Genomic DNA, 23040 nt, shown 5'->3' on the forward strand with positions numbered 1-23040 from the left:
CGTTTCGCGGGTTCCGCAAAATGGTTTCATCTCTCCGCCCGGCCGGTTTCGTCCGGGGACCGGAAGCGAGCCCGGACGAACAGCGGCGTTTAGGCCGTCGGCCAGGACAGGAACAGATCAGCCCCAAGTTCGCAGATCCATTGTCGCGCAAGCTGATCGTGAAATCCGAAGTCCGAAGTTGCGGCGAGAACCTGACCTCCCTGATCGCGGTGGCCTCAGTGCACCGAACTCCCTGCAGTGCTGCGACAGGTCGATGAGCTCGCGGTGATCGCCGCCGGGATGCTCGAGAGCGAGGAGAATGCGCGCTGATCTCGCTGCAATAACGGGAAATGTTGGAGCGCTTCTAAGAGTTTTTCTAAGAAGCTTTCAATTAGGAATTCCGCGCGCTCTCACATAATCGTCATCGCAAGCGCATGCCGTTCTGGGACAGGCGGCATGTTGCATCAAACATGCAGTTTTGGGGTGGCGCGTTGAATAGTGTTGGAATGCTGCGGTCGGCCGTGTTGGCGACCGCATCCGCTTGCATCTTGATGCCGCAGGCATCGCTCGCACAATCGTCCACGCAGAGTGGCGCGCAGAACCTGCCGGCGGTGACAGTCACCGCGCCGGAAGTGCGCCGCCGCGCGGCCGCGACCCCTCAGCGCCGTGCGCCGCGGTCATCGTCGGTGCAGACCGCCGACAGGAACAGGCCCCAGCCGCAGCGTGACGTCGGCTTCGTCGAGACGCCGCGCGGCCCAGTGCACGGCTATGTCGCAAACCGCAGCTCCTCGGGCACCAAGACCAACACGCCGATTATGGAAACACCGCAATCGGTGTCCGTCATCGGCGCCGAGCAGATCCGCGACCAGAAGCCGAACAAGCTCGATGAGGTCTTGCGCTACACCGCCGGCGTGCGGGCAGGGACCTTCGGCACGGATACACGAAATGATTGGTGGCTGATACGTGGCTTCAAGTCCGAGGACATCGGACTGTTTCTCGACGGCATGCAGCTGTTCTACACGTCCTATGCGAGCTGGAAGCTGCAGACGCCCAACATGGAGCGCGTCGAGGTGCTGCGCGGTCCGTCAGCGGTGCTCTATGGCGGATCGAGCCCGAGCGGCATCGTCAACGTCATCAGCAAGATGCCGCCGGCCGAGCCGATCCGCTACATCGAGACCGGCGTCAACAATTTCGGCAACGCCTATGTCAGCTTCGATGTCGGTGGACCGGTTGCAACGCAGCCCCAGGACGGAAAGCTGTTCTACCGCTTCGTCGGCCAAGTCCAGAATGGCCCCACCCAGGTGAATTTTACGCCCGACAACAACTATTTCATCGCACCGTCGTTCACCTGGAAGCCGGATGCCGACACGACGTTCACGGTGCTGGCCTCGGCCTCGAAGCAGGACACCCGCGGCATCAACTTCCTGCCTTACCAGGGCACGGTGACCAATGCGCCGTTCGGCAAGATCCCGACCAGCTTCTTCGTCGGCGATCCCAGCGTGGACAAGTTCACGCGCGAGCAGGAGATGCTCGGCTATCAGTTCGAACGCAATCTCACCGACGATCTGACGTTTCGTCAGAACGCCCGCTTCGCGCATGTCGATATCAGCTATCGCGGCTATATCGGCAACGGTTGGGACGACATCAATACGGCCACGATGGGCCGCTATAACTGGTATGCGAAGAACACCGCGAACCAAGCCAATCTTGATAACCAGCTCGAGTACCGCTTCAACACCGGTGCAGTCAGGCACACGATGCTGTTTGGAGTTGACCTGAGAGGGTACCAGATCGACGACTATCAGGCTTTCAATTTCGGCACCGTTCCCCCGATCAACGTCTTCAATCCCGCCTACGGTATTAACATTCCGCTCGCAGGCGCTCCGTTCCGCAACTTCCTGATCACACAGAAGCAGGCCGGCACTTACCTTCAGGACCAGATGAAGCTCGGTAACTTCACGCTGGTCCTGAGCGGGCGCAATGACTGGGTGGAGACCACGCAGGAAGCGCGCGACACGGGGGCGACGTTGGCCAGTATCAACGACAGCCGGTTCAGCGGCCGTGCCGGGTTGATCTACAATTTCGATAGCGGCATCGCGCCGTACGTCTCCTATTCAACCAGCTACAATCCGATCATCGGCCTCAATGCGCAGAACCGGTTGTTCCAGCCTGAGACCGGCCAACAGACCGAAATCGGTGTGAAGGTCGCGCCGAAGGGGTTCGACGGCTATTTCACGGCCTCGGTGTTCGACCTGAAGCGCCAGAACATACCGACGACCGATCCGGTGATCTCCACGCTGCAGAACCAGACCGGCGAGGTGACCTCGCGCGGCATCGAGCTCGAAGCAGTGGCCAACGCCACGAAGGAGCTGAAGTTCATCGGCGCCTTCACGGCCTATCATCTCTTCACCAGCAAGGATCTCAATCCGGCATTGGTGGGCAAGACGCCGACCAACACGCCCGAGATGCTGGTGTCGGGCTGGGCGGACTACACCTTCAAGGAAGGGCCGCTGACTGGCTTCGGCTTCGGCGGCGGCGTGCGCTATGTCGGCTCGTCCTGGGCCGACCAGGCCAACACCCTCGAAGTTCCCGCGGTCGTGCTCGGCGATCTCGCGGTCCACTACGAATGGCAGAACTGGCGCACGGCCCTGAACGTGATCAACCTGACCGACAAGATCTATGTGGCGAGCTGCGCATCAGCCACATCCTGCTTCTACGGCGACCGCCGGCGCGTCACCGCCAGCGTCTCCTACAAATGGTGAGGACAGGCGAGGGCAGGACCTCGTGGCGGGCCGGCTCTGGGGGCGGCCGATCGCGACGATCATCTGCTTCGCCTGACCGGACCGCCACTGATCTTCCCTCAGGAGATCGATGAGCTCATGGGCTATGCCCCCCGGCCCGAAGCTCATCCGAGCGCGGCGCGAGCGACCAACCAGCAAGTCGCCGTCGCCGCGCTCGCGGCCGGTTTGCAGCTGACCGCCGACGCATTCGCCAGACGAACCCCGGCCCCTTCGTGGCGCATGGCTCTGTGATCGTGCGCAGCTGTGGATAGGTGTGCTTTGCTGCACCTGTCCTGATCGCGGTGGCGCCCTCAATGACTCCTTGGCTGCACTGCTCTAGGGACCCCTGGCAAAACGACCCTCGGCAAATTATGTCAAGAAGCGGCGGAGGGTGCCTGCGCCGGTCGTTGCCGGGGTTGGACGCTCCGCCGCACCGGGAAAAACCGTACATTTTGCTCGGTCAAGGCGCAGCCGATAGCTGCCTTGGGCCCTGCGCCGCAATCTCAGAACTGCTGACCTGCGAAGCCGTGACTGCCCTTGCTGGGTCAAGCGATCTGCTCCATACCAGCCGCGGGGTGATTCCGGGATTTTCACCGTTCTGAGAGCGGCAAAGGGCCTGAAAAGAGCGTGTCTTGCGCCCATTGGTGCACTGCGCTAAGGCTCAGAATAATTCCAAATCGGACGAATCCGTGGCTGTCCTGAGGCTGCGGGAAAAAGGGCTCGTCAATGAGCGGCATTCTTCAGAACTATCTACCACTCGTCGTCTTTATAGGGGTAGCGGGCCTCATTGGCCTGGTGCTGCTGATCGCGCCCTTCATCGTGGCGTTTCAGCAGCCGGACCCGGAAAAGCTGTCGGCGTATGAGTGCGGTTTCAACGCCTTCGACGACGCCCGCATGAAGTTCGACGTCCGCTTCTATCTGGTCGCCATCCTCTTCATCATCTTCGACCTCGAGGTGACGTTCCTGTTTCCCTGGGCGGTGGCGTTCGGCAAGCTTGGCGCGACCGGCTTCTGGTCCATGGTGGTGTTCCTCGCCGTGCTGACGGTCGGGTTCGCCTATGAGTGGAAGAAGGGAGCACTGGAATGGGATTGACCCCTGCACCGTCCGCCGGTCCGGTCATTGCGCCGGCCCCGAAGGGCATTCTGGATCCGTCGACCGGCAGGCCGGTCGGCGCCAACGATCCGTTCTTCCTCGAGGTCAACCACGAGCTGTCCGACAAGGGCTTCTTCGTGGCAGCGACCGACGATCTCATCACCTGGGCGCGCACCGGCTCCCTGATGTGGATGACCTTCGGCCTCGCCTGCTGCGCGGTCGAGATGATGCAGGTGTCGATGCCGCGCTACGATGTCGAGCGCTTCGGCTTCGCGCCGCGCGCCTCGCCGCGCCAGTCCGACGTGATGATCGTCGCGGGAACCCTGACCAACAAGATGGCGCCGGCGCTGCGCAAGGTCTACGACCAGATGCCCGAGCCGCGCTACGTCATCTCGATGGGCTCCTGCGCCAATGGCGGCGGCTACTATCACTATTCCTACTCGGTCGTGCGCGGCTGCGACCGCATCGTGCCGATCGACATCTACGTGCCGGGCTGCCCGCCCACGGCGGAAGCGCTGCTCTACGGCGTGCTGCTGCTGCAGAAGAAGATCCGGCGCACCGGCACCATCGAACGCTAAGGTTTTACGTCATGGACGACGCCAAGCTCGACGCCCTGGGGCAGACGATCGTTAGCGCGCTTCCGGGCGCCGCCACCGGTCATACGGTGGCCTTCAACCAGCTCACGGTTGATGTCGAGGCCGTCAAGATCGTCGAGGTGGTCAAGTACCTCCGCGACGATCCGAACTGCCGTTTCGTCAACATCACTGACATCACGGCAGTGGACTATCCCGATCGTGAGAAGCGTTTCGACGTGATCTATCACTTCCTGTCGCCGACGCTGAACACGCGGATCCGGCTCCGTGCCCAGGCGGACGAGACCACGCAGGTGCCATCGCTGATCGACGTATTCCCGGGTGCGGACTGGTTCGAACGCGAGGCCTACGACCTCTATGGCGTCTTCTTCGTCGGTCATCCCGACATGCGCCGCCTCCTCACCGACTACGGCTTCGAGGGCCATCCGCTGCGCAAGGATTTCCCGACGACCGGTTTCGTCGAGGTCCGCTACGACGACCAGGAGAAGCGGGTGGTGTACGAGCCAGTCCGGCTCAATCAGGAATTCCGCAAGTTCGATTTCCTCTCGCCGTGGGAAGGGGCGGACTATCCGCTGCCCGGTGACGAGAAGGCGGGGCCGAAGGTCTGATCATGAACGAGCAACCCGAGAATCTCCGTAACTTCACCATCAATTTCGGCCCCCAGCATCCGGCTGCGCACGGCGTGTTGCGCCTGGTGCTGGAGCTCGACGGCGAAGTGGTCGAGCGCGTCGATCCGCATATCGGGCTGCTTCACCGCGGCACCGAGAAGCTGATCGAGCAGAAGACCTATCTCCAGGCGATCCCGTATTTCGACCGGCTCGACTACGTCGCGCCGATGAATCAGGAGCACGCCTTCTGCCTCGCGGCCGAAAAGCTGCTCGGCATCGAGGTGCCGCGCCGCGGCCAGCTGATCCGCGTGCTCTATTGCGAGATCGGCCGCATCCTGTCGCATCTGCTCAACGTCACCACGCAGGCGATGGACGTTGGCGCGCTGACCCCGCCGCTATGGGGCTTCGAGGAGCGCGAGAAGCTGATGGTGTTCTACGAGCGTGCCTCGGGCAGCCGCATGCACGCAGCCTTCTTCCGCGTCGGCGGTGTGCACCAGGACCTGCCGCAGAAGCTGGTCGACGACATCGAGGCCTGGTGCGATCCGTTCCTCAAGGTCGTGGACGACCTCGACCGGCTGCTCACCGCCAACCGCATCTTCAAGCAGCGCAACGTCGACATCGGCGTGGTGCCGCTCAAGGAGGCCTGGGAGTGGGGCTTCTCCGGCGTGATGGTGCGCGGCTCGGGCGCGGCCTGGGATCTGCGCAAGTCGCAGCCCTACGAATGCTACGCCGAGATGGATTTCGACATTCCGATCGGCAAGAACGGCGATTGCTACGACCGCTATCTGATCCGCATGGAGGAGATGCGCCAGTCCGTGCGCATCATGAAGCAGTGCATCCAGAAGCTGAACGCGCCTGAGGGCAGGGGCCCCGTCGTCGTCGAGGACAACAAGGTCGCACCGCCGCGCCGTGGCGAGATGAAGCGCTCGATGGAAGCGCTGATCCACCACTTCAAGCTCTACACCGAGGGCGTCCACGTCCCGGCCGGCGAAGTCTACGCCGCGGTCGAAGCGCCCAAGGGCGAGTTCGGCGTCTATCTCGTCTCCGACGGCACCAACAAGCCCTATAAGTGCAAGATCCGCGCGCCGGGCTTTGCGCATCTCCAGGCGATGGATCACATCTGCCGCGGCCATCTGCTCGCCGACGTCTCGGCAATCCTCGGCTCGCTCGACATCGTGTTCGGAGAGGTCGATCGGTGATGGGCCAGCAGGCGCCAATCCAGTTTGACCGCGCCTCGGGGGCCCTGGAAGGGGCCAACCTGTGGGAGCGGACGGCTGCCTTGGCGCTGGTGACGGGATCGAAGATCTCCTCGCATTTCTCGCACATGGGCTATATCGCCTGCGCGAATTTGCTGCGCAGGACGCTGCCGGAGCGCAACATCGCGATCAGGCTCAATCCCGACGCCGTGTTCGAATTCCCCTACGGCGACGGCTATTGGAGCAAGCTGCTCAACCGCTCCTACAATTACGAGGACGAGCTCGAGCTGCTGTTCGCCGATTCCATCGACGTCGACTACACGCTGCTCGATTGCGGCGCCAATTACGGCTACTGGTCGGTGCTGGTGTCGAGCAAGCCGTTTGGTTCGCACAAGGCGATCGCGATCGAGCCGTCGGGGCAGAACTATCCGAAGCTCGCCAACAACGCCCGCGTCAACGGCAATCGCTTCGAGACCATGAAATGCGCCATCGGCGCGGCCCGCGGCACCGCGCGGCTGTCGGGCACCAAGCACGAAGCCTTCAGCATCGCCGGCGATCCGTCGGCGGGCGGTGAAGAAGTGTCCGTGATCGCGCTCGACAACCTCATCGACGACGGCAAGGTCGCGGCCACCGGCAAATACCTGATCAAGCTCGACGTCGAGGGCGTCGAGATCGAGGCGATCAAGGGCGGCGCCCGGCTGCTCGAGGCCGACAGCGTCGTCATGTGCGAGGAGCACGGCAGCGACCGCAATCACTCCGTGTCGCGCTACATCCTCGAACAGACCCCGCTGAAGCTGATCGTGTTCGATCCGCGCAGCAACCGGATGGAGACCGTGACCGAGCTGTCGATCCTCGACCGCATCAAGGTCTCGACCCACGTCGGCTACAACGTTTTCGGCACCGCAAGCGCATTCTGGCAGGACAGGATCGAAGCCATGAATGCCAAGAACTTGAGTGCGAAGTCCGCGCGCCGTATGCAGTGAGAGATTAGAGATGTCCGTTCGCCGATTAGCACCGAAGGAAGTCCAACCCGCGAGCTTCGCGTTCACGGAGGAGAACCTCGCATTCGCCAGGCAGCAGATCGCGAAATATCCCGCCGGCCGCCAGGCCTCCGCGGTCATCGCCATCCTCTGGCGCGCGCAGGAGCAGAACGACGGTTGGGTTTCGGAAGCCGCGATCCGCGTCATCGCCGACATGCTCGACATGCCCTATATCCGCGTGCTGGAGGTCGCGACCTTCTACACCATGTTCCAGCTCGCCCCGGTCGGCAAGAAGGCCCATGTCCAGGTCTGCGGCACCACGCCGTGCCGCCTGCGCGGCGCCGAGGATCTGATCCACGTCTGCGAGCACCGCATCCATCACGAGCCCTTCCATCTCTCCAAGGACGGCAATTTCAGCTGGGAAGAGGTGGAGTGCCTCGGCGCCTGCGTGAATGCGCCGATGGTGCTGATCGGCAAGGATACTTACGAGGACCTGACCAAGGAAAGCTTCGGCAAGGTGCTCGACGGTTTTGCTTCGGGCAACCCGCCCAAGCCGGGTCCGCAGAACGGCCGCCAGTTCTCGGCGCCGATCACCGGACCGACCACGCTGAAGGAGACCACCTGATGCGTGATCTCGCTTCGTCGATAGCGCAGGGGAGCGGTGGCATGAAGAAGTGGGGCTTCATCGCGATGCACGCCGTGGTGGCGGCCGCCTTCATCTTCCTGTTGCAGCGCTTCGCCCTGAACGCATCGCTGGAATCGGCTTCGCTCTGGGCGCTGACGTTTGGCATCTGCGCCGCCGGACTTGCCTACAAGCAGTCCAATCGTTGATCGGAAAGCACTGATATGCTCGAGGACAAGGACCGCATCTTCAAGAACCTCTACGGCCTCCACGATTGGGGGCTCGAGGGCGCGCGGCGCCGCGGCGCCTGGGACGGCACGAAGAACATCATCGACAAGGGCCGCGACTGGATCATCAACGAGATGAAGGCCTCGGGGCTCCGCGGCCGCGGCGGCGCAGGCTTCCCGACCGGTCTGAAATGGTCCTTCATGCCGAAGGAATCGACCGACGGCCGGCCGAGCTATCTCGTCGTCAACGCCGACGAGTCCGAGCCCGGCACATGCAAGGATCGCGAGATCATGCGGCACGATCCGCATCTCCTGATCGAGGGCTGCCTGATCGCGAGCTGCGCGATGAACGCGCACACGTGCTACATCTATGTCCGCGGCGAGTTCATCCGCGAGCGTGAGCACCTCCAGGCCGCGATCGACCAGGCGTACGACGCCAAGCTGGTCGGCAAGGACAACGTCAACGGCTGGCCGTTCGACATCTACGTCGCCCACGGCGCCGGCGCCTATATCTGCGGCGAGGAGACCGCGCTGCTCGAAAGCCTCGAAGGCAAGAAGGGCCAGCCGCGCCTGAAGCCGCCGTTCCCGGCGAACGTCGGTCTGTTCGGCTGCCCGACCACCGTCAACAACGTCGAGTCGATCGCCGTTGCGCCGGATATCCTGCGCCGCGGCGCGGCGTGGTTCGCCGGCATCGGCCGCCCGAACAACGTCGGCACCAAGCTCTTCTGCATTTCCGGCCATGTCGAGCGGCCCTGCAACGTCGAAGAGGCCATGGGCATCCCGTTCCGCGAGCTGATCGACAAGCATTGCGGCGGCATTCGCGGTGGCTGGGACAACCTCAAGGCCGTGATCCCCGGCGGCTCGTCGGTGCGCATGGTGCCGGCCGAGCAGATCATCGACACGCCGATGGATTTCGATTCCTTGAGCAAGCTGCGCTCGGGCCTCGGCACCGCGGCCGTGATCGTGATGGACAAGTCCACCGATCTGATCCGCGCCATTGCCCGCATCTCCTATTTCTACAAGCACGAGAGCTGCGGCCAGTGCACGCCGTGCCGCGAGGGTACGGGGTGGATGTGGCGGGTCCTGACCCGCATGGCCGAGGGGCGCGCCCACAAGCGCGAGATCGACATGCTGCTTGAAGTGACGAAGCAGGTCGAAGGCCACACCATCTGTGCGCTCGGCGACGCGGCGGCATGGCCGATCCAGGGCCTGATCACGCATTTCCGTCACGAGATCGAAGCGCGCATCGACCAGTATTCGCACAAGGCCGACATCGACGATATCGGCGTCCGCGATCCCGTGAACATGGTCGCGGCGGAGTAAGAGACATGACCAAGCTCATCATCGACGGCAAGGAGATCGATGTCCCCGCCGAATACACGCTGCTCCAGGCGTGCGAGGCGGCCGGTGCCGAAATTCCGCGCTTCTGCTATCACGAGCGGCTGTCGATCGCCGGCAACTGCCGGATGTGCCTCGTCGAGGTGAAGGGCGGCCCGAAGCCGGTTGCCAGCTGCGCCTGGGGCGTGCGCGACTGCCGTCCGGGCCCCAAGGGCGAGCCGCCGGAGATTTCCACCCGTTCGCCGATGGTGAAGAAGGCGCGCGAAGGCGTGATGGAATTCCTTCTCATCAACCATCCGCTGGACTGCCCGATCTGCGATCAGGGCGGTGAGTGCGACCTCCAGGACCAGGCGATGGGCTATGGTGTCGACACCAGCCGCTTCGCCGAGAACAAGCGTGCGGTCGAGGACAAATATCTCGGCGCGCTGGTCAAGACCTCGATGAACCGCTGCATCCAGTGCACGCGCTGCGTTCGCTTCTCGGCGGAAGTCGCCGGCGCCCCCGAGATGGGCGCGACCGGCCGCGGCGAGGACATGGAGATCACGACCTATCTCGAGCACGCGCTGACGTCGGAATTGCAGGGCAACCTCGTCGACATCTGCCCGGTCGGCGCGCTGACCTCGAAGCCCTATGCGTTCGCGGCGCGTCCGTGGGAGCTCGGCAAGACCCAGTCGATCGACGTCATGGACGGCCTGGGATCGGCGATCCGCGTCGACACCCGCGGCCGTGAGGTGATGCGTATTCTGCCGCGCATCAACGAGGCCGTGAACGAGGAGTGGATCTCCGACAAGACCCGTCACGTGGTCGACGGCCTGCGCACCCAGCGCCTTGACCGTCCCTATATCCGCGAAGCCGGCAAGCTGCGCGCGGCGAGCTGGACCGAGGCCTTCGCCGCGATCGCCGTCAAGGCGGCGCGCACCGACGGCAAGCGCATCGGCGCGATCGCCGGCGACCTCGCCGGTATCGAGGAGATGTTCGCGCTGAAGGATCTACTCGCCAGGTTCGGCTCCAGCAATCTGGCGGTGCAGGGCGGCGATGCGTTCGATCCGGCACTCGGCCGCGGCTCCTACATCTTCAACCCGACGCTCGCGGGCGTGGAGCACGCGGATGCGCTGCTCATCATCGGCGCCAACCCGCGGAAGGAGGCGGCCGTGTTCAACGCCCGCATCCGCAAGCGCTGGCGTGCCGGCGGCTTCAAGGTCGGGGTGATCGGTGCCAAGGTCGACCTGACCTACGATTTCGACCATCTCGGTGCCGGCACCGAAACGCTGGCCGAGCTCGCGGCCGGCAAGCACTCCTTCATGGACGTGCTGAAGAACGCCAAGAACCCGATCATCATGGTCGGCGCGGGCGCGGCCGCCCGTCACGATGGTGCCGCCATTCTCGCCGCCGCTGCCAAGCTCGCGCTCGACGTCGGGGCCGTGAAGGACGGCTGGAACGGTTTTGGCGTGCTGCACGAGACCGCCTCGCGCGTTGGTGCGCTCGATATCGGTTTCTCCGCAACGAGCGGAGGCCTGAACGCGGCGCAGATGACGACGTTCGGCACGCTCGACTTGCTGTTCCTGCTCGGGGCCGACGAGATCAAGGCGCCGGACGGCACCTTCGTCGTCTATATCGGCACCCATGGCGACCGCGGTGCGCATCGCGCCGACGTGATCCTGCCGGCGGCCGCCTACACCGAGAAGTCCGCGATCTACGTCAACACCGAGGGCCGCGTGCAGATGACCGGCCGCGCCGCGTTCCCGCCGGGCGAAGCCCGCGAGGACTGGGCGATCATCCGCGCGCTGTCGGAAGCGCTGGACAAGAAGCTCGGCTATGACTCGCTCGCGCAGTTGCGCCAGGCGATCTTCAAGGCCGTGCCGCATCTGATCCGTCTCGACCAGATCGAGGCCGGCACCGCCGACCAGATCAAGAAGCTGGCGGGGAAGGGCGGCTCGCCCGAGAAGGCGCCGTTCAAGCCTCTGGTCGAGGACTTCTACCTGACCAATCCAATCGCGCGTGCGTCCGCCGTGATGGCGGAAAGCTCGCGCCTCGCCTCCGGGCATATGCTGACCGCAGCGGAGTGAGCGTGATCTGATGGAATTCTTCGAAAGCGCATTCTGGACCGGGTTCCTCTGGCCGCTGATCATCATGGTCGCGCAGAGCGTCCTGGTGCTTGTCGTCCTCCTGGTTGCGATCGCCTACATCCTGCTCGCCGACCGCAAGATCTGGGCGGCGGTTCAGATCCGCCGCGGCCCGAACGTGGTCGGCCCGTGGGGCCTGCTGCAATCCTTCGCCGACCTTTTGAAGTTCGTGCTGAAGGAGCCGATCATCCCGGCGGGCGCCAACAAGGGCGTGTTCCTGCTGGCGCCGCTGGTGTCCTGCGTGCTCGCGCTCGCCGCCTGGGCGGTGATCCCGACCAATCTCGGCTGGGTGATCGCCGACATCAATGTCGGCGTCCTCTTCATCTTCGCGATCTCGTCGCTGTCGATCTACGGCATCATCATGGCCGGCTGGTCGTCGAACTCGAAGTATCCGTTCCTGGCCGCGCTGCGCTCGGCGGCGCAGATGGTGTCGTACGAAGTCTCGATCGGCTTCGTCATCATCACGGTGCTGCTCTGCGCCGGCACGCTGAACCTGTCGGCCGTGGTCGAGGCCCAGCACGCGCGCGGCCTCGCCAGCCTGATCGGGCTGCCGCAGCTCACCATCCTGAACTGGTACGTCTGGCCGCTGTTCCCGATGTTCGTCGTGTTCTACGTCTCGGCGCTGGCGGAAACCAACCGTCCGCCCTTCGACCTCGTCGAAGCCGAATCCGAGCTCGTCGCCGGCTTCATGGTCGAATACGGCTCGACTCCGTACCTGCTGTTCATGCTCGGCGAGTATGTCGCGATCGTCACGATGTGCGCGCTGGCGACGATCCTGTTCCTCGGAGGCTGGCTGCCGCCGGTGGACCTGCCGCCCTTCAACTGGGTGCCGGGGATCATCTGGTTCTCGCTGAAACTGTTCTTCATGTTCTTCCTGTTCGCGATGGCGAAGGCGATCGTGCCCCGCTACCGTTACGATCAACTGATGCGCCTCGGCTGGAAGGTGTTCCTGCCGCTGTCGCTGGTGATGGTGATCGTGGTGGCCGGCGTGCTGCATTTCGCCGGCATCGCGCCGAAGTGAGGGCCGTCATGGGTATCAACGTCAACGCCACTGCACGCTCGCTTCTGCTGTCGGAGTTCGTCTCGGCGTTCTTCCTCGCCATGCGCTATTTCTTCCAGCCGAAGCCGACGCTGAACTATCCGTTCGAGAAGGGCCCGATCTCGCCGCGCTTCCGCGGCGAGCACGCGCTGCGCCGCTATCCGAACGGCGAGGAGCGCTGCATCGCCTGCAAGCTGTGCGAAGCGGTCTGCCCGGCGCAGGCCATCACCATCGAGGCCGGGCCGCGCCGCAACGACGGCACCCGCCGCACCGTGCGCTACGACATCGACATGGTGAAGTGCATCTATTGCGGCCTCTGCCAGGAGGCCTGTCCTGTGGACGCCATCGTCGAAGGCCCGAACTTCGAGTTCGCGACCGAGACCCGCGAGGAACTGTTTTATGACAAGGCCAAGCTGCTCGCCAACGGCGACCGCTGGGAACGCGAGATCGCGAAAGCGATCGAGCTCGACGCGCCGTACCGGTGAGGTGAGGGCATGATCCTTCCCGCCATCTCCTCGTCATTCCGGGGCGCGCGAAGCGCGAACCCGGAATCTCGCGCCACAACCTCTGGATTCTGGGTTCGCGCTGGCGCGCGCCCCGGAATGACGGGAGTTTCTCGATGATCCTTCCCGCGCTGTTCTTCTATCTCTTCGCCGGCGTCTGCGTCGCCTCGGCCGTGATGGTGATTGTCTCGCGCAATCCCGTGCATTCCGTGCTGTACCTGATCCTTGCCTTCGTCAACGCCTCCGGCCTGTTCGTGCTGATGGGCGCCGAGTTCCTCGGCATGATGCTGATCGTCGTCTATGTCGGCGCGGTCGCGGTGCTGTTCCTGTTCGTGATCATGATGCTCGACGTCGACTTCCTCGAGCTGCGCGAGGGCTTCATCGAGTACCTGCCGGTCGGCCTCGTGATCGGCGGCATCTTCCTGTTCGAGTTGCTGCTCACGGTCGGCTTCTGGGTCATCAATCCCGGCGTCTCCAAGACGATCACGGCGGCGATCCCGGCCAACGTCTCCAACACCGAGGCGCTCGGGCTCGTGCTCTATACGAAGTACATCCACTACTTCCAGCTCTCGGGCATGGTGCTGCTGGTCGCTATGATCGGCGCCATCGTGCTGACCCTGCGCCATAAGGCGAAGGTCAAGCGGCAGGACATCAACGTTCAGAACGCACGGACGCCCGAAATGGCGATGGCGATGCGCAAGGTGGCGCCGGGGCAGGGGCTCTCGGACGCCGATGCGGCGGAGTGGGTGAAATGACGATCGGGCTCGGACATTATCTGGCGGTCGGCGCGATCCTGTTCACGCTCGGCATTCTCGGCATCTTCCTGAACCGCAAGAACATCATCGTCATCCTGATGTCGATCGAGCTGATCCTGCTCTCGGTCAACATCAACCTCGTGGCGTTCTCGACCTTCCTCGGCGACATCGTCGGCCAGGTCTTCGCGTTGCTGGTGCTGACGGTTGCGGCTGCTGAAGCTGCGATCGGTCTCGCCATCCTGGTGGTCTATTTCCGCAACCGCGGCTCGATCGCGGTTGAGGACGTCAATCTGATGAAGGGCTGAGCTCTCAAATGGTTCAGGCAATCGTTTTCCTGCCTCTGCTGGGCGCCATTCTGGCCGGCCTCATTGCGCTGTTCGGCGCGCATGCCCGCAACCCCTCGGGCGACGAGGTCGAGCATCACGGCGACCACGGGCATGGCCACGGCGACGCTCACGCCTCGGCGGCCCATGACGACCATGGCCATGACGACCATGCCCACGACGATCACGGTCCGACCGAGCCCGCCGCGGCGGGCTCGCGCCCCGCCGAGCTGATCACCACGGCGCTGCTGTTCGTCTCGGCGGCGTTGTCCTGGATGACGCTGGTCGATGTCGGCTTCATGCACCACGACTACAGGATTCAGCTGCTGCCCTGGATCTTCTCCGGCGACCTCCAGGTCTGGTGGACGCTGCGCGTCGACACGCTCACCGCCGTGATGCTGGTGGTGGTGACCACCGTGTCCTCGCTCGTGCACCTCTATTCCATCGGCTACATGGACGAGGACCCGAACCGGCCGCGCTTCTTCGGCTATCTCAGCCTCTTCACCTTCGCCATGCTGATGCTGGTGACGGCGGACAACCTCGTGCAGCTGTTCTTCGGCTGGGAAGGCGTGGGCCTGGCGAGCTACCTGCTGATCGGCTTCTGGTACCAGAAGCCGTCGGCGAACGCGGCCGCGATCAAGGCCTTCGTGGTCAACCGCGTCGGCGATTTCGGTTTCGCGCTCGGCATCTTCGCGATCTTCATGCTGGTCGGCTCGACCGATTTCGAGACCATCTTCCACGCGGCGCCCGGCCTCACCGGCAAGACCGTCAACTTCCTCGGCTGGCACGCCGACGCGCTGACCCTGACCTGTCTCCTCTTGTTCATGGGCGCGATGGGCAAGTCGGCGCAGTTCCTGCTGCACACCTGGTTGCCGGACGCGATGGAAGGCCCGACCCCGGTCTCGGCGCTGATCCATGCCGCGACCATGGTCACCGCCGGCGTGTTCATGGTGGCGCGCCTGTCGCCGCTGTTCGAGCTCGCCCCGAACGCCCAGGCCGTCGTGATGTTCTTCGGCGCCACCACCGCGTTCTTCGCCGCAACCATCGGCCTCGTTCAGAACGACATCAAGCGCATCGTCGCCTATTCGACCTGTTCGCAGCTCGGCTACATGTTCGTGGCGATGGGAGCAGGGGCCTACTCGGTCGGCATGTTCCACCTGTTCACGCACGCCTTCTTCAAAGCGCTGCTGTTCTTGGGCTCCGGCTCGGTGATCTACGCGATGCACCACGAGCAGGACATCCGCAACATGGGCGGCCTCTGGAAGAAGATCCCCTACACCTATGCGGTGATGGTGGTCGGCACCCTGGCGCTCACCGGCTTCCCGCTGACGGCCGGCTACTTCTCCAAGGACGCGATCATCGAGTCCGCCTACGCCTCGCACAATCCGTTCGCGGTGTACGGCTTCCTGATGACGGTCGTCGCCGCCGGCCTGACCTCGTTCTATTCCTGGCGCCTGATCTTCAAGACCTTCCACGGCGAGCCGCATGACGAGCATCACTACGAGGCCGCGCATGAGGCCCCGCTCTGGATCCTGATCCCGATCGGCGTGCTCGCGGTCGGCTCGTTCGTCGCGGGGCTGCCGTTCAAGGAGCTGTTCGCCGGTCACGGGGTCGAGGAGTTCTTCCGCGAATCCGTGAAGATGAACCCCCACATCATCGAGGAGATGCACCACATCCCGCAGACCATCGCCTTCCTGCCGACGGTGATGATGGTGCTGGGCTTCCTGGTGTCGTACCTGTTCTACATCCGCCGGCCTTATCTGCCGGTCGAGCTCGCGAAGACGCAGCCGATGCTGTACCAGTTCCTGCTCAACAAATGGTACTTCGACGAGCTTTACGACCTCATCTTCGTCCGTCCGGCGAAGTGGATCGGTTATCAGCTCTGGAAGAAGGGCGACGGCTTCATCATCGACGGCTTCGGCCCCGACGGCGTCTCCGCCCGCGTGCTGGACGTCACCCGCAACGTCGTGAAGATCCAGACCGGCTATCTCTATCACTACGCATTCGCCATGCTGATCGGCGCCGCCGGCCTGATCACCTGGTTCATGTTCGGCTTTGGAGGCCAGTAAATGACAACCTGGCCCATACTTTCGGTCACGACGTTCCTGCCGTTGGTCGGCGCGCTGATCGTCTATCTCAGCCGCGGCGATGACGAGGCGGCCCGGCGCAATTCGCGCTGGATCGCGCTGTGGACCACGCTGATCACCTTCGCGGTGTCGGTGATCCTGGTCATGCGTTTCGACCCCAGCAACCCCGACTTCCAGTTCGTCGAGAAGGCGAACTGGCTCGCCACCGGCATCACCTACCACATGGGCGTCGACGGCATCTCGCTGCCGCTGGTGATCCTCACCACCGCCGTGATGCCGTTCTGCATCATCGCGAGCTGGAAGGCGATCACGAGCCGCGTCCGCGAATACATGATGGCGTTCCTGATCCTGGAAACGCTGATGATCGGCACCTTCTCGGCGCTCGATCTCGTGCTGTTCTACCTGTTCTTCGAGGGCGGCCTGATCCCGATGTTCCTGATCATCGGCGTATGGGGCGGCCCGCGCCGGGTCTATGCTTCGTTCAAGTTCTTCCTCTACACGCTGCTCGGCTCGGTCCTGATGCTGCTCGCCATCATGGCGCTGTACTGGAACGGCGGCACCACCGACATCCCGACCCTGATGCACACCGCCGTGCCGCGGTCCCTGCAGACCTGGGCGTGGCTCGCCTTCTTCGCCTCGTTCGCGGTGAAGATGCCGATGTGGCCGGTGCACACCTGGCTGCCCGACGCGCACGTCGAGGCGCCGACCGCGGGCTCGGTGGTGCTCGCCGCGATCCTCCTGAAGATGGGCGGCTACGGCTTCCTGCGCTTCTCGCTGCCGATGTTCCCGCTGGCCTCGCACGACTTCGCGCCGCTGATCTTCACGCTCTCGGCCATCGCCATCATCTACACCTCGCTGGTGGCGCTGATGCAGGAGGACATGAAGAAGCTGATCGCCTACTCGTCGGTGGCGCATATGGGCTTCGTCACCATGGGCATCTTCGCCGGCACCATGCAGGGTGTCGCCGGCGGCGTGTTCCAGATGATCTCGCACGGCATCGTCTCCGGCGCGCTGTTCCTCTGCGTCGGCATCGTCTACGACCGTCTGCACACCCGCGAGATCGCGGCCTATGGCGGCCTCGTCAACCGGATGCCGCTCTATGCGATGACCTTCATGGTCTTCACCATGGCCAATGTCGGCCTGCCCGGAACGAGCGGCTTCGTCGGCGAGTTCATGACGCTGCTCGGCACCTTCAAGGTCTCGATCCCGACCGCGTTCTTCGCCAGCTTCGGCGTGATCCTGTCGGCGGCCTATGCGCTGTGGCTCTACCGCAAGGTGGTGTTCGGGGCCCTGGTCAAGCCGTCGCTGATGAGCATGAAGGATCTCACCTTCCGGGAGTGCCTGACGCTGTTCCCGATGATCGCGCTGACGATCCTGTTCGGCGTCTATCCGAAGCCGGTGCTCGACATGTCGGCCGCCTCGGTCCAGCAACTCGTCAACAACTACAACACCGCCGTGACGGCCATGAAGGCCGCCGCACTGCTCCAGTGATCGGGCAGGTCAGGATATCGCCATGAGCTTTGAGACTGCAGGTTATCAACTGGCGCCGGTGCTGCCCGAGCTCGTGCTCGCGGTCGGCGCGATGGCGCTCCTGATGCTGGGAGCCTATCGCGGGCAGGAGACGACCAGGACGGTCACGTCGCTGTCGGTGGTGCTCCTGATCGTGGTCGGCGCGCTCGTCTACATGCAGCCTGCGGGCAGGCAGGTGACCTTCGGCGGCAGCTTCATCGTCGACGACTTCGCCCGCTTCATGAAGATCCTGGCCCTGATCGGTTCGGCGGTAACGCTGGTCCTGTCGACCGAGTTCCTGTCCGATCCGTCGCGCCGCATCTTCGAATATTCGATCCTGGTGCTGCTTTCGACGCTCGGCATGATGGTGCTGATCTCGGCCGGCGATTTGATCTCGCTCTATCTCGGGCTCGAGCTGATGTCGCTGGCGCTCTACGTCGTGGCGGCCTCGAACCGCGACAACGCCAAGTCGACCGAAGCCGGCCTGAAGTACTTCGTGCTCGGCGCGCTGTCCTCGGGCATGCTGCTCTACGGCGCCTCGCTGATCTACGGCTTCACCGGCACGGTCAGCTTCACCGGGATCGCCGCGGTCGCAACGGTCTCGAATGTCGGTCTTCTTTTCGGCCTGGTTTTCCTGCTCGTCGGCCTCTGCTTCAAGGTCTCGGCGGTGCCGTTCCACATGTGGACGCCCGACGTCTATGAGGGCGCGCCGACCCCGGTCACCGCCTTCTTCGCGTCCGCGCCGAAGGTGGCCGCGCTCGCCGTCTTCACCCGCGTCACGCTGACCGCATTCCCCGGCATCGTCTCGCAGTGGCAGCAGATCCTGGTGTTCGTGTCGATCGCCTCCATGGCGCTCGGCTCCTTCGCCGCGATCGGCCAGACCAACATCAAGCGCCTGATGGCCTATTCGTCGATCGGCCACATGGGTTTCGCGCTGGTCGGCCTCGCTTCGGGCACGGTCGAGGGCGCGCAGGGCGTCCTGATGTACATCGTGATCTATGTCGCGATGACGCTCGGCTCGTTCTCGATCATCCTTGCGATGAAGCGCAACGGCCAGGCGGTGGAGCAGATCAGCGATTTCGCCGGCCTGTCGCGGACCAATCCGCTGCTCGCCTTCATGTTCGCGATGCTGCTGTTCTCGCTCGCCGGCATCCCGCCGCTCGCCGGCTTCTTCGCCAAATGGTACGTCTTCGTCGCCGCCATCAAGGCGAACCTGTTCACGCTCGCCGTCATCGGCGTGCTGACCAGCGTGGTGGGTGCCTATTACTACCTCGCCATCGTCAAGACGATGTACTTCGACGAGCCGGCCGGCGAGGTCGACCCGGTGCGCGTCGAAGTGCGGACGGTGCTGGCGGTCGCGGGCCTGTTCAACATCCTGTTCGCGCTGTTCGCAGGTCCGGTGGTGAGCGTCGCCTCCGCCGCGGCAAAGTCGCTGTTCTAGGATGGCTTTCGCGCTCGGTTCTCGCGCACTGTCGGCGGGCTATAAGCTCGCAGCTTTCGAGCGGACCGGCTCGACCAATACCGAGGCGATCGAGCGCGCCAGGGACGGCGAGCGTGGCCCGATCTGGTTCGTCACGTCGGAGCAGACCGCCGGCCGCGGCCGCCGCCAGCGCGCCTGGATTGCGCCCAGGGGCAATCTCGCAGCCAGCATCCTCGAAGTGATGGACGTTGCCCCGGCCGTCGCCGCCACGCTCGGCTTTGCCGCCGGACTGGCAGAGGAGGCGGCACTGGAGAAGGTCAGCCTCGAGGCCGCGCTGCGCCTCGGCGAGGGCCGCCCCCGCTACGCGTTGAAATGGCCGAACGATGTGCTGGCCGGCGGCCAGAAGCTGGTCGGCATTGGCCTCGAGGCCGAGGCCGTCAGTGGCGGCCTCGCTGTCGTCGTCGGCATCGGCACCAACGTGGTCGCAGCGCCCGAGGGCACCCCGACGCCCGCGGTGTCGCTGGCCGCCCTCGGCGTCCAGATCAGCGCGGAGGAGCTGTTCTCGGCCCTCTCGGACGCTTGGGTCGAGTTCCGCGGCATCTGGGACAATGGCCGCGGCTTTGCCGAGATCCGGAAGCTCTGGCTCGAGCGCGCTGCCGGCCTTGGGGAGAAGATCGCGATCCACACGGGGGCGATGACGCTGGAAGGCATTTTTGACACCATCGACGACACCGGCTGCCTGATCGTCCGCACCGCGGAGGGCCGCCTTGTGCCTGTGGCCGCGGGCGAGGTGTTCTTCGGCCCTGTCGCCTCCGTGGGAGCTGCGTGATGGCAAGGTCCGACGAACTGGTGTTTGCGCCCCTCGGCGGCGTCGGCGAGATCGGCATGAACCTGTCGATCTACGGCCTCGGCAACCGCCACCAGCGCGCCTGGCTGGCGGTCGATCTCGGCGTGTCCTTTGGCGACGAGGAGCATCTGCCGGGCATCGACCTGATCATGCCCGACATCAGCTTCCTGGAGAAGGAGCGCAAGAACCTCATGGGTCTCGTGCTGACCCACGCCCATGAGGATCATTTCGGCGCGATCATCGATCTCTGGCCGAAACTGAAGTGCCCGATCTACGCCACCAGGTTCAGCGCAGCACTGTTCGAGGCCAAATGTGCTGCCGAGCGCAATGCGCCTGAGATCCCCGTCACCGTGGTCCCCTCGGGCGGCCGCGTCGATATCGGCCCGTTCAACGTCGAGTTCATTCCCGTCGCGCATTCGATTCCGGAAGCGCATGCGCTGGCGATCCACACCGAAGCCGGCATCGTGCTGCATACCGGCGACTGGAAGATCGACCCGACTCCGACCCTTGGAGCGCCGACCGACGAGAAGCGGCTGCGCGAATTGGGCGAGCAGGGCGTGCTGGCCTTGATCGGCGATTCCACCAACGCCGTGCGCGACGGCCGCTCGCCGTCGGAAGCCGAGGTCGCCAGGACCATCATCGAGCTCGTCAAGTCAGCCAAGGGCCGCGTCGCGGTGACGACCTTCGCCTCCAACGTCGCCCGCATCAAGGCGGTCGCCGAGGCGGCGAAGGCTGCCGACCGCGAGGTCGTCGTGGTCGGCCGCGCCATGGAGCGCGTGGTGCAGGTCGCCCGCGAGACCGGCTATCTCGACGGCGTGCAGAATTTCCGCTCGCCCGAGGTCTACGGTCACCTTCCGCCGGACAAGGTGCTGGCCCTGTGCACCGGAAGCCAGGGCGAGTCGCGTGCGGCGCTGGCACGCATCGCCAACGACGACCATCCCGAGATCACGCTCAACCGCGGCGACAGCGTCATCTTCTCCTCGCGCACCATTCCAGGCAACGAGAAGGCTGTCAGCTCGATCGTCAACAATCTCGTGCTCCAGGGCGTCGAGATCATCACCGACCGCGACGCTCTGGTCCACGTCTCCGGCCATCCCCGCCGCGACGAGCTGCGGGACCTGATCTCCTGGGTGAAGCCGCAACTGCTGATTCCCGTTCACGGCGAGGCCCTGCATCTGCACGAGCACGCAAAGCTGGCGCGCGCCGCCGGCGTGCCGCGCGTGCTGGTCTGCCGCGACGGTGACCTCGTCAAGCTCGGCCCCGGCGATCCCGGCATCGTCGGCGAGGTGCCATCGGGACGTCTCTACAAGGACGGGACGATTCTGGAGGACTCCAAGTCCCGCGCGGTGATCGAGCGTCGCCGCATGGCCTTTTCCGGCTGCGCCTTCGTAGCCATCGCCATGACGGCGCAGGGCGAGCTCGCCGACGATCCCGAGGTCGATCTCGTCGGCATCCCCGAGAAGAACAGGGCCGGCGAGCTCTTCGACGACATCGTCTTCGATGCCGTGATGTCCACCATCGAGGGCCTGCCGAAGGCGCGTCGCCGCGATCCCGACGCCTTGGGCGAGTCGGTGCGACGCGCGGTCCGGGCCGTGATCAACGAACATTGGGGCAAAAAGCCTCCCTGTCTGGTACACGTACTGACAGTGTAATTGTGTCAGCATCTCCGGGAAGGCGGCCCGCCGCCTGTCCGGATCACGCGCTGAGGGAGAAGAACCATGCTGGGTCGCCTCAACCATGTCGCGATCGCGACCAGGGACGCGGTCAAGGCCGCAAAGATTTACGGAGCGGCGTTCGGGGCCGAGATCTCGGAAGCCGTTCCGCTGCCCGAGCACGGCGTCACCACGGTGTTCGCGACCTTGCCCAACACCAAGATCGAGTTCATCGAGCCGCTTGGCGAGGCCTCGCCGATCGCGAAGTTCCTCGAACGCAACGCCGACGGCGGCATCCACCATGTCTGCTACGAGGTCGTCGACATCATCGCCTCGCGCGACACGCTGGTGAAGGAAGGCGCGCGGGTGCTGGGCGACGGCGTGCCGAAGATCGGCGCCCACGGCAAGCCGGTGCTGTTCCTGCACCCGAAGGACTTTTCCGGCGCGCTTGTCGAGATCGAGCAGGCGTAAGGCCGCCCCATGGCCATTCAGATATCGACCGCGCTTGCGATCTACTTCGTCATCTGGTGGGTCGCGCTGTTCCTGACGCTGCCGTTCGGCGTGCGCAGCCAGCACGAGGATGGCGTCGGCGCGCCCGGCACCGATCCCGGCGCGCCGATCCTGACGCGCATGGGCCGCAAGCTGATCTGGACCACGATCATCTCGGCGGTGATCTACGGCCTCGGCTTGGCGGCTTATCATGCCGGATATCTCTCGATCGAGCGTCTGTCGAAACTGATGGGAATGCCGTTCTAGATCCATCGTCGTGCGGCGCATCCTTCGAGACGCCCGCCTTTGGCGGGCTCCTCAGGATGAGGACAGGAGTGCGCGGCAGCAGTCTCAACGGGCATCGCTGTCGGTTAGCCTCATCCTGAGGAGACCGCGAAGCGGTCGTCTCGAAGGACGAGGCGCTTGCTTCATCTCACTGCGTGCTTAGAATTTTGCGCTTGTTTGCTTGCTCGGGGAAAACAAATGACTTTTCAACGTATCGTCGTCGCGCTTCTGGTGCTGATCGTCGCCGGCCTTGGTGCCGTCGGCTATTTCGAATGGAGGATGGCCGTGCAGGTCCGCACCCTGAAGGCGTTCGTCGAGGGCTCTGTCTTCAACGAGGCGGTGATGGCCTGCGAGCAGGCCAAGAGCTCGACGCCGTTCAGGTGGAACGGAGGCAAGAGCACCTCGGTGATCGGCCTGAGCTCGGTCAAGCTCGATAAATACAACGTCAGCGCCAGCTACACGCTGGTGGCGGACGGCGTCTATTGTGATTTCGATCCGATCAAAAGGAAGGCCGACATCGGCTCCAGCTTCCTGGAGCGGGAAACCTTCTAAAGCGCGATGCGATTGGGATGAATCGTCATCGCGCTTTAGGT

The 23040-nt window shown here is 64.2% G+C and carries 22 protein-coding genes; all 22 read left to right on the forward strand.

Translation table 11 applies throughout. The annotated features are described in order from the left end of the window. Positions 1 to 485: 485 nt before the first annotated feature. The 22 genes from H1B27_RS16985 to H1B27_RS17090 all read left to right on the forward strand — a co-directional run bounded on the left by H1B27_RS16985 (position 486) and on the right by H1B27_RS17090 (position 22999). Positions 486 to 2741, forward strand: coding sequence for a TonB-dependent siderophore receptor (locus H1B27_RS16985; protein WP_197966821.1), 2256 nt, complete (start codon positions 486 to 488; stop codon positions 2739 to 2741). Positions 2742 to 3485: 744 nt separating this feature from the next. Continuing rightward, on the forward strand, positions 3486 to 3851 hold the full coding sequence (locus H1B27_RS16990) for an NADH-quinone oxidoreductase subunit A (protein ID WP_197966822.1): 366 nt from the start codon (positions 3486 to 3488) through the stop codon (positions 3849 to 3851). Further along, the gene (locus H1B27_RS16995; protein ID WP_197966852.1) at positions 3848 to 4429 is read left to right on the forward strand and encodes a NuoB/complex I 20 kDa subunit family protein; all 582 of its coding nucleotides are present in this window, start codon (positions 3848 to 3850) and stop codon (positions 4427 to 4429) included. The genes H1B27_RS16990 and H1B27_RS16995 overlap by 4 nt, the downstream gene beginning before the upstream one ends. An 11-nt stretch (positions 4430 to 4440) precedes the next feature. Next, the gene (locus tag H1B27_RS17000) at positions 4441 to 5052 is read left to right on the forward strand and encodes an NADH-quinone oxidoreductase subunit C (RefSeq protein ID WP_061877836.1); all 612 of its coding nucleotides are present in this window, start codon (positions 4441 to 4443) and stop codon (positions 5050 to 5052) included. A gap of 2 nt (positions 5053 to 5054) precedes the next feature. Next, positions 5055 to 6251, forward strand: a complete 1197-nt coding sequence (locus tag H1B27_RS17005; RefSeq protein ID WP_061877837.1) for an NADH-quinone oxidoreductase subunit D — start codon at positions 5055 to 5057, stop codon at positions 6249 to 6251. Continuing rightward, positions 6251 to 7231, forward strand: a complete 981-nt coding sequence (locus H1B27_RS17010) for an FkbM family methyltransferase (RefSeq protein WP_061877838.1) — start codon at positions 6251 to 6253, stop codon at positions 7229 to 7231. The genes H1B27_RS17005 and H1B27_RS17010 overlap by 1 nt, the downstream gene beginning before the upstream one ends. Positions 7232 to 7241: 10 nt before the next feature. Further along, a complete protein-coding gene (gene nuoE, locus H1B27_RS17015; protein ID WP_197966823.1) occupies positions 7242 to 7853 on the forward strand; it encodes an NADH-quinone oxidoreductase subunit NuoE in 612 nt (203 codons plus the stop codon). Next, positions 7853 to 8059, forward strand: coding sequence for a hypothetical protein (locus H1B27_RS17020; RefSeq protein ID WP_061877840.1), 207 nt, complete (start codon positions 7853 to 7855; stop codon positions 8057 to 8059). Before nuoE ends, H1B27_RS17020 begins: the two co-directional genes overlap by 1 nt. Before the next feature lie 15 nt (positions 8060 to 8074). Then, complete coding sequence (nuoF, locus tag H1B27_RS17025) at positions 8075 to 9400, forward strand: NADH-quinone oxidoreductase subunit NuoF (protein ID WP_061877841.1); 1326 nt, start codon at positions 8075 to 8077, stop codon at positions 9398 to 9400. A 5-nt stretch (positions 9401 to 9405) separates the two neighbouring features. Continuing rightward, the gene (gene nuoG / locus H1B27_RS17030) at positions 9406 to 11481 is read left to right on the forward strand and encodes an NADH-quinone oxidoreductase subunit NuoG (protein WP_197966824.1); all 2076 of its coding nucleotides are present in this window, start codon (positions 9406 to 9408) and stop codon (positions 11479 to 11481) included. Between the two features lie 10 nt (positions 11482 to 11491). Beyond that, complete coding sequence (gene nuoH, locus H1B27_RS17035) at positions 11492 to 12559, forward strand: NADH-quinone oxidoreductase subunit NuoH (RefSeq protein ID WP_131868155.1); 1068 nt, start codon at positions 11492 to 11494, stop codon at positions 12557 to 12559. A gap of 8 nt (positions 12560 to 12567) precedes the next feature. Next, positions 12568 to 13062, forward strand: a complete 495-nt coding sequence (gene nuoI, locus H1B27_RS17040) for an NADH-quinone oxidoreductase subunit NuoI (RefSeq protein WP_191093171.1) — start codon at positions 12568 to 12570, stop codon at positions 13060 to 13062. A gap of 134 nt (positions 13063 to 13196) precedes the next feature. Then, positions 13197 to 13835 carry an NADH-quinone oxidoreductase subunit J gene (locus H1B27_RS17045; RefSeq protein ID WP_061877843.1) on the forward strand — a complete coding sequence of 213 codons (639 nt, stop codon included), beginning with the start codon at positions 13197 to 13199 and terminating at the stop codon, positions 13833 to 13835. Continuing rightward, positions 13832 to 14140 carry an NADH-quinone oxidoreductase subunit NuoK gene (nuoK, locus tag H1B27_RS17050; protein ID WP_008547737.1) on the forward strand — a complete coding sequence of 103 codons (309 nt, stop codon included), beginning with the start codon at positions 13832 to 13834 and terminating at the stop codon, positions 14138 to 14140. Before H1B27_RS17045 ends, nuoK begins: the two co-directional genes overlap by 4 nt. A gap of 8 nt (positions 14141 to 14148) precedes the next feature. Beyond that, complete coding sequence (gene nuoL, locus H1B27_RS17055; RefSeq protein WP_197966825.1) at positions 14149 to 16227, forward strand: NADH-quinone oxidoreductase subunit L; 2079 nt, start codon at positions 14149 to 14151, stop codon at positions 16225 to 16227. Beyond that, positions 16228 to 17736: an NADH-quinone oxidoreductase subunit M gene (locus H1B27_RS17060; protein WP_061877845.1), complete on the forward strand. Its 1509-nt coding sequence runs from the start codon at positions 16228 to 16230 to the stop codon at positions 17734 to 17736. A gap of 22 nt (positions 17737 to 17758) precedes the next feature. After that, positions 17759 to 19195, forward strand: coding sequence for an NADH-quinone oxidoreductase subunit NuoN (nuoN, locus tag H1B27_RS17065; RefSeq protein WP_197966826.1), 1437 nt, complete (start codon positions 17759 to 17761; stop codon positions 19193 to 19195). 1 nt (position 19196) lies between these two features. Then, positions 19197 to 20003, forward strand: coding sequence for a biotin--[acetyl-CoA-carboxylase] ligase (locus H1B27_RS17070; protein WP_197966827.1), 807 nt, complete (start codon positions 19197 to 19199; stop codon positions 20001 to 20003). After that, positions 20003 to 21673 carry a ribonuclease J gene (locus H1B27_RS17075; protein WP_197966828.1) on the forward strand — a complete coding sequence of 557 codons (1671 nt, stop codon included), beginning with the start codon at positions 20003 to 20005 and terminating at the stop codon, positions 21671 to 21673. Before H1B27_RS17070 ends, H1B27_RS17075 begins: the two co-directional genes overlap by 1 nt. 66 nt (positions 21674 to 21739) lie before the next feature. Next, on the forward strand, positions 21740 to 22144 hold the full coding sequence (gene mce, locus H1B27_RS17080) for a methylmalonyl-CoA epimerase (protein WP_131868161.1): 405 nt from the start codon (positions 21740 to 21742) through the stop codon (positions 22142 to 22144). Positions 22145 to 22153: 9 nt separating this feature from the next. Beyond that, complete coding sequence (locus tag H1B27_RS17085) at positions 22154 to 22429, forward strand: DUF1467 family protein (protein WP_194393708.1); 276 nt, start codon at positions 22154 to 22156, stop codon at positions 22427 to 22429. Positions 22430 to 22645: 216 nt separating this feature from the next. After that, positions 22646 to 22999 carry a hypothetical protein gene (locus H1B27_RS17090; RefSeq protein WP_061877851.1) on the forward strand — a complete coding sequence of 118 codons (354 nt, stop codon included), beginning with the start codon at positions 22646 to 22648 and terminating at the stop codon, positions 22997 to 22999. Positions 23000 to 23040: the final 41 nt, after the last annotated feature.

The sequence above is a fragment of the Bradyrhizobium diversitatis genome, from assembly GCF_016031635.1.
GTDB classification, from domain to species: domain Bacteria; phylum Pseudomonadota; class Alphaproteobacteria; order Rhizobiales; family Xanthobacteraceae; genus Bradyrhizobium; species Bradyrhizobium diversitatis.

Coding starts and splice junctions, on each gene's coding strand:
- H1B27_RS16985 (WP_197966821.1), top strand. CDS start 486: ATGCTGCGGTCGGCCGTGTTGGCGACCGCATCCGCTTGCATCTTGATG.
- H1B27_RS17000 (WP_061877836.1), top strand. CDS start 4,441: ATGGACGACGCCAAGCTCGACGCCCTGGGGCAGACGATCGTTAGCGCG.
- H1B27_RS17020 (WP_061877840.1), top strand. CDS start 7,853: ATGCGTGATCTCGCTTCGTCGATAGCGCAGGGGAGCGGTGGCATGAAG.
- nuoG (WP_197966824.1), top strand. CDS start 9,406: ATGACCAAGCTCATCATCGACGGCAAGGAGATCGATGTCCCCGCCGAA.
- nuoI (WP_191093171.1), top strand. CDS start 12,568: ATGGGTATCAACGTCAACGCCACTGCACGCTCGCTTCTGCTGTCGGAG.
- H1B27_RS17045 (WP_061877843.1), top strand. CDS start 13,197: ATGATCCTTCCCGCGCTGTTCTTCTATCTCTTCGCCGGCGTCTGCGTC.
- nuoE (WP_197966823.1), top strand. CDS start 7,242: ATGTCCGTTCGCCGATTAGCACCGAAGGAAGTCCAACCCGCGAGCTTC.
- nuoF (WP_061877841.1), top strand. CDS start 8,075: ATGCTCGAGGACAAGGACCGCATCTTCAAGAACCTCTACGGCCTCCAC.
- H1B27_RS17090 (WP_061877851.1), top strand. CDS start 22,646: ATGACTTTTCAACGTATCGTCGTCGCGCTTCTGGTGCTGATCGTCGCC.
- nuoL (WP_197966825.1), top strand. CDS start 14,149: ATGGTTCAGGCAATCGTTTTCCTGCCTCTGCTGGGCGCCATTCTGGCC.
- mce (WP_131868161.1), top strand. CDS start 21,740: ATGCTGGGTCGCCTCAACCATGTCGCGATCGCGACCAGGGACGCGGTC.
- H1B27_RS17085 (WP_194393708.1), top strand. CDS start 22,154: ATGGCCATTCAGATATCGACCGCGCTTGCGATCTACTTCGTCATCTGG.
- H1B27_RS16990 (WP_197966822.1), top strand. CDS start 3,486: ATGAGCGGCATTCTTCAGAACTATCTACCACTCGTCGTCTTTATAGGG.
- H1B27_RS17070 (WP_197966827.1), top strand. CDS start 19,197: ATGGCTTTCGCGCTCGGTTCTCGCGCACTGTCGGCGGGCTATAAGCTC.
- H1B27_RS17010 (WP_061877838.1), top strand. CDS start 6,251: ATGGGCCAGCAGGCGCCAATCCAGTTTGACCGCGCCTCGGGGGCCCTG.
- H1B27_RS17060 (WP_061877845.1), top strand. CDS start 16,228: ATGACAACCTGGCCCATACTTTCGGTCACGACGTTCCTGCCGTTGGTC.
- nuoH (WP_131868155.1), top strand. CDS start 11,492: ATGGAATTCTTCGAAAGCGCATTCTGGACCGGGTTCCTCTGGCCGCTG.
- nuoN (WP_197966826.1), top strand. CDS start 17,759: ATGAGCTTTGAGACTGCAGGTTATCAACTGGCGCCGGTGCTGCCCGAG.
- H1B27_RS17075 (WP_197966828.1), top strand. CDS start 20,003: ATGGCAAGGTCCGACGAACTGGTGTTTGCGCCCCTCGGCGGCGTCGGC.
- H1B27_RS17005 (WP_061877837.1), top strand. CDS start 5,055: ATGAACGAGCAACCCGAGAATCTCCGTAACTTCACCATCAATTTCGGC.
- nuoK (WP_008547737.1), top strand. CDS start 13,832: ATGACGATCGGGCTCGGACATTATCTGGCGGTCGGCGCGATCCTGTTC.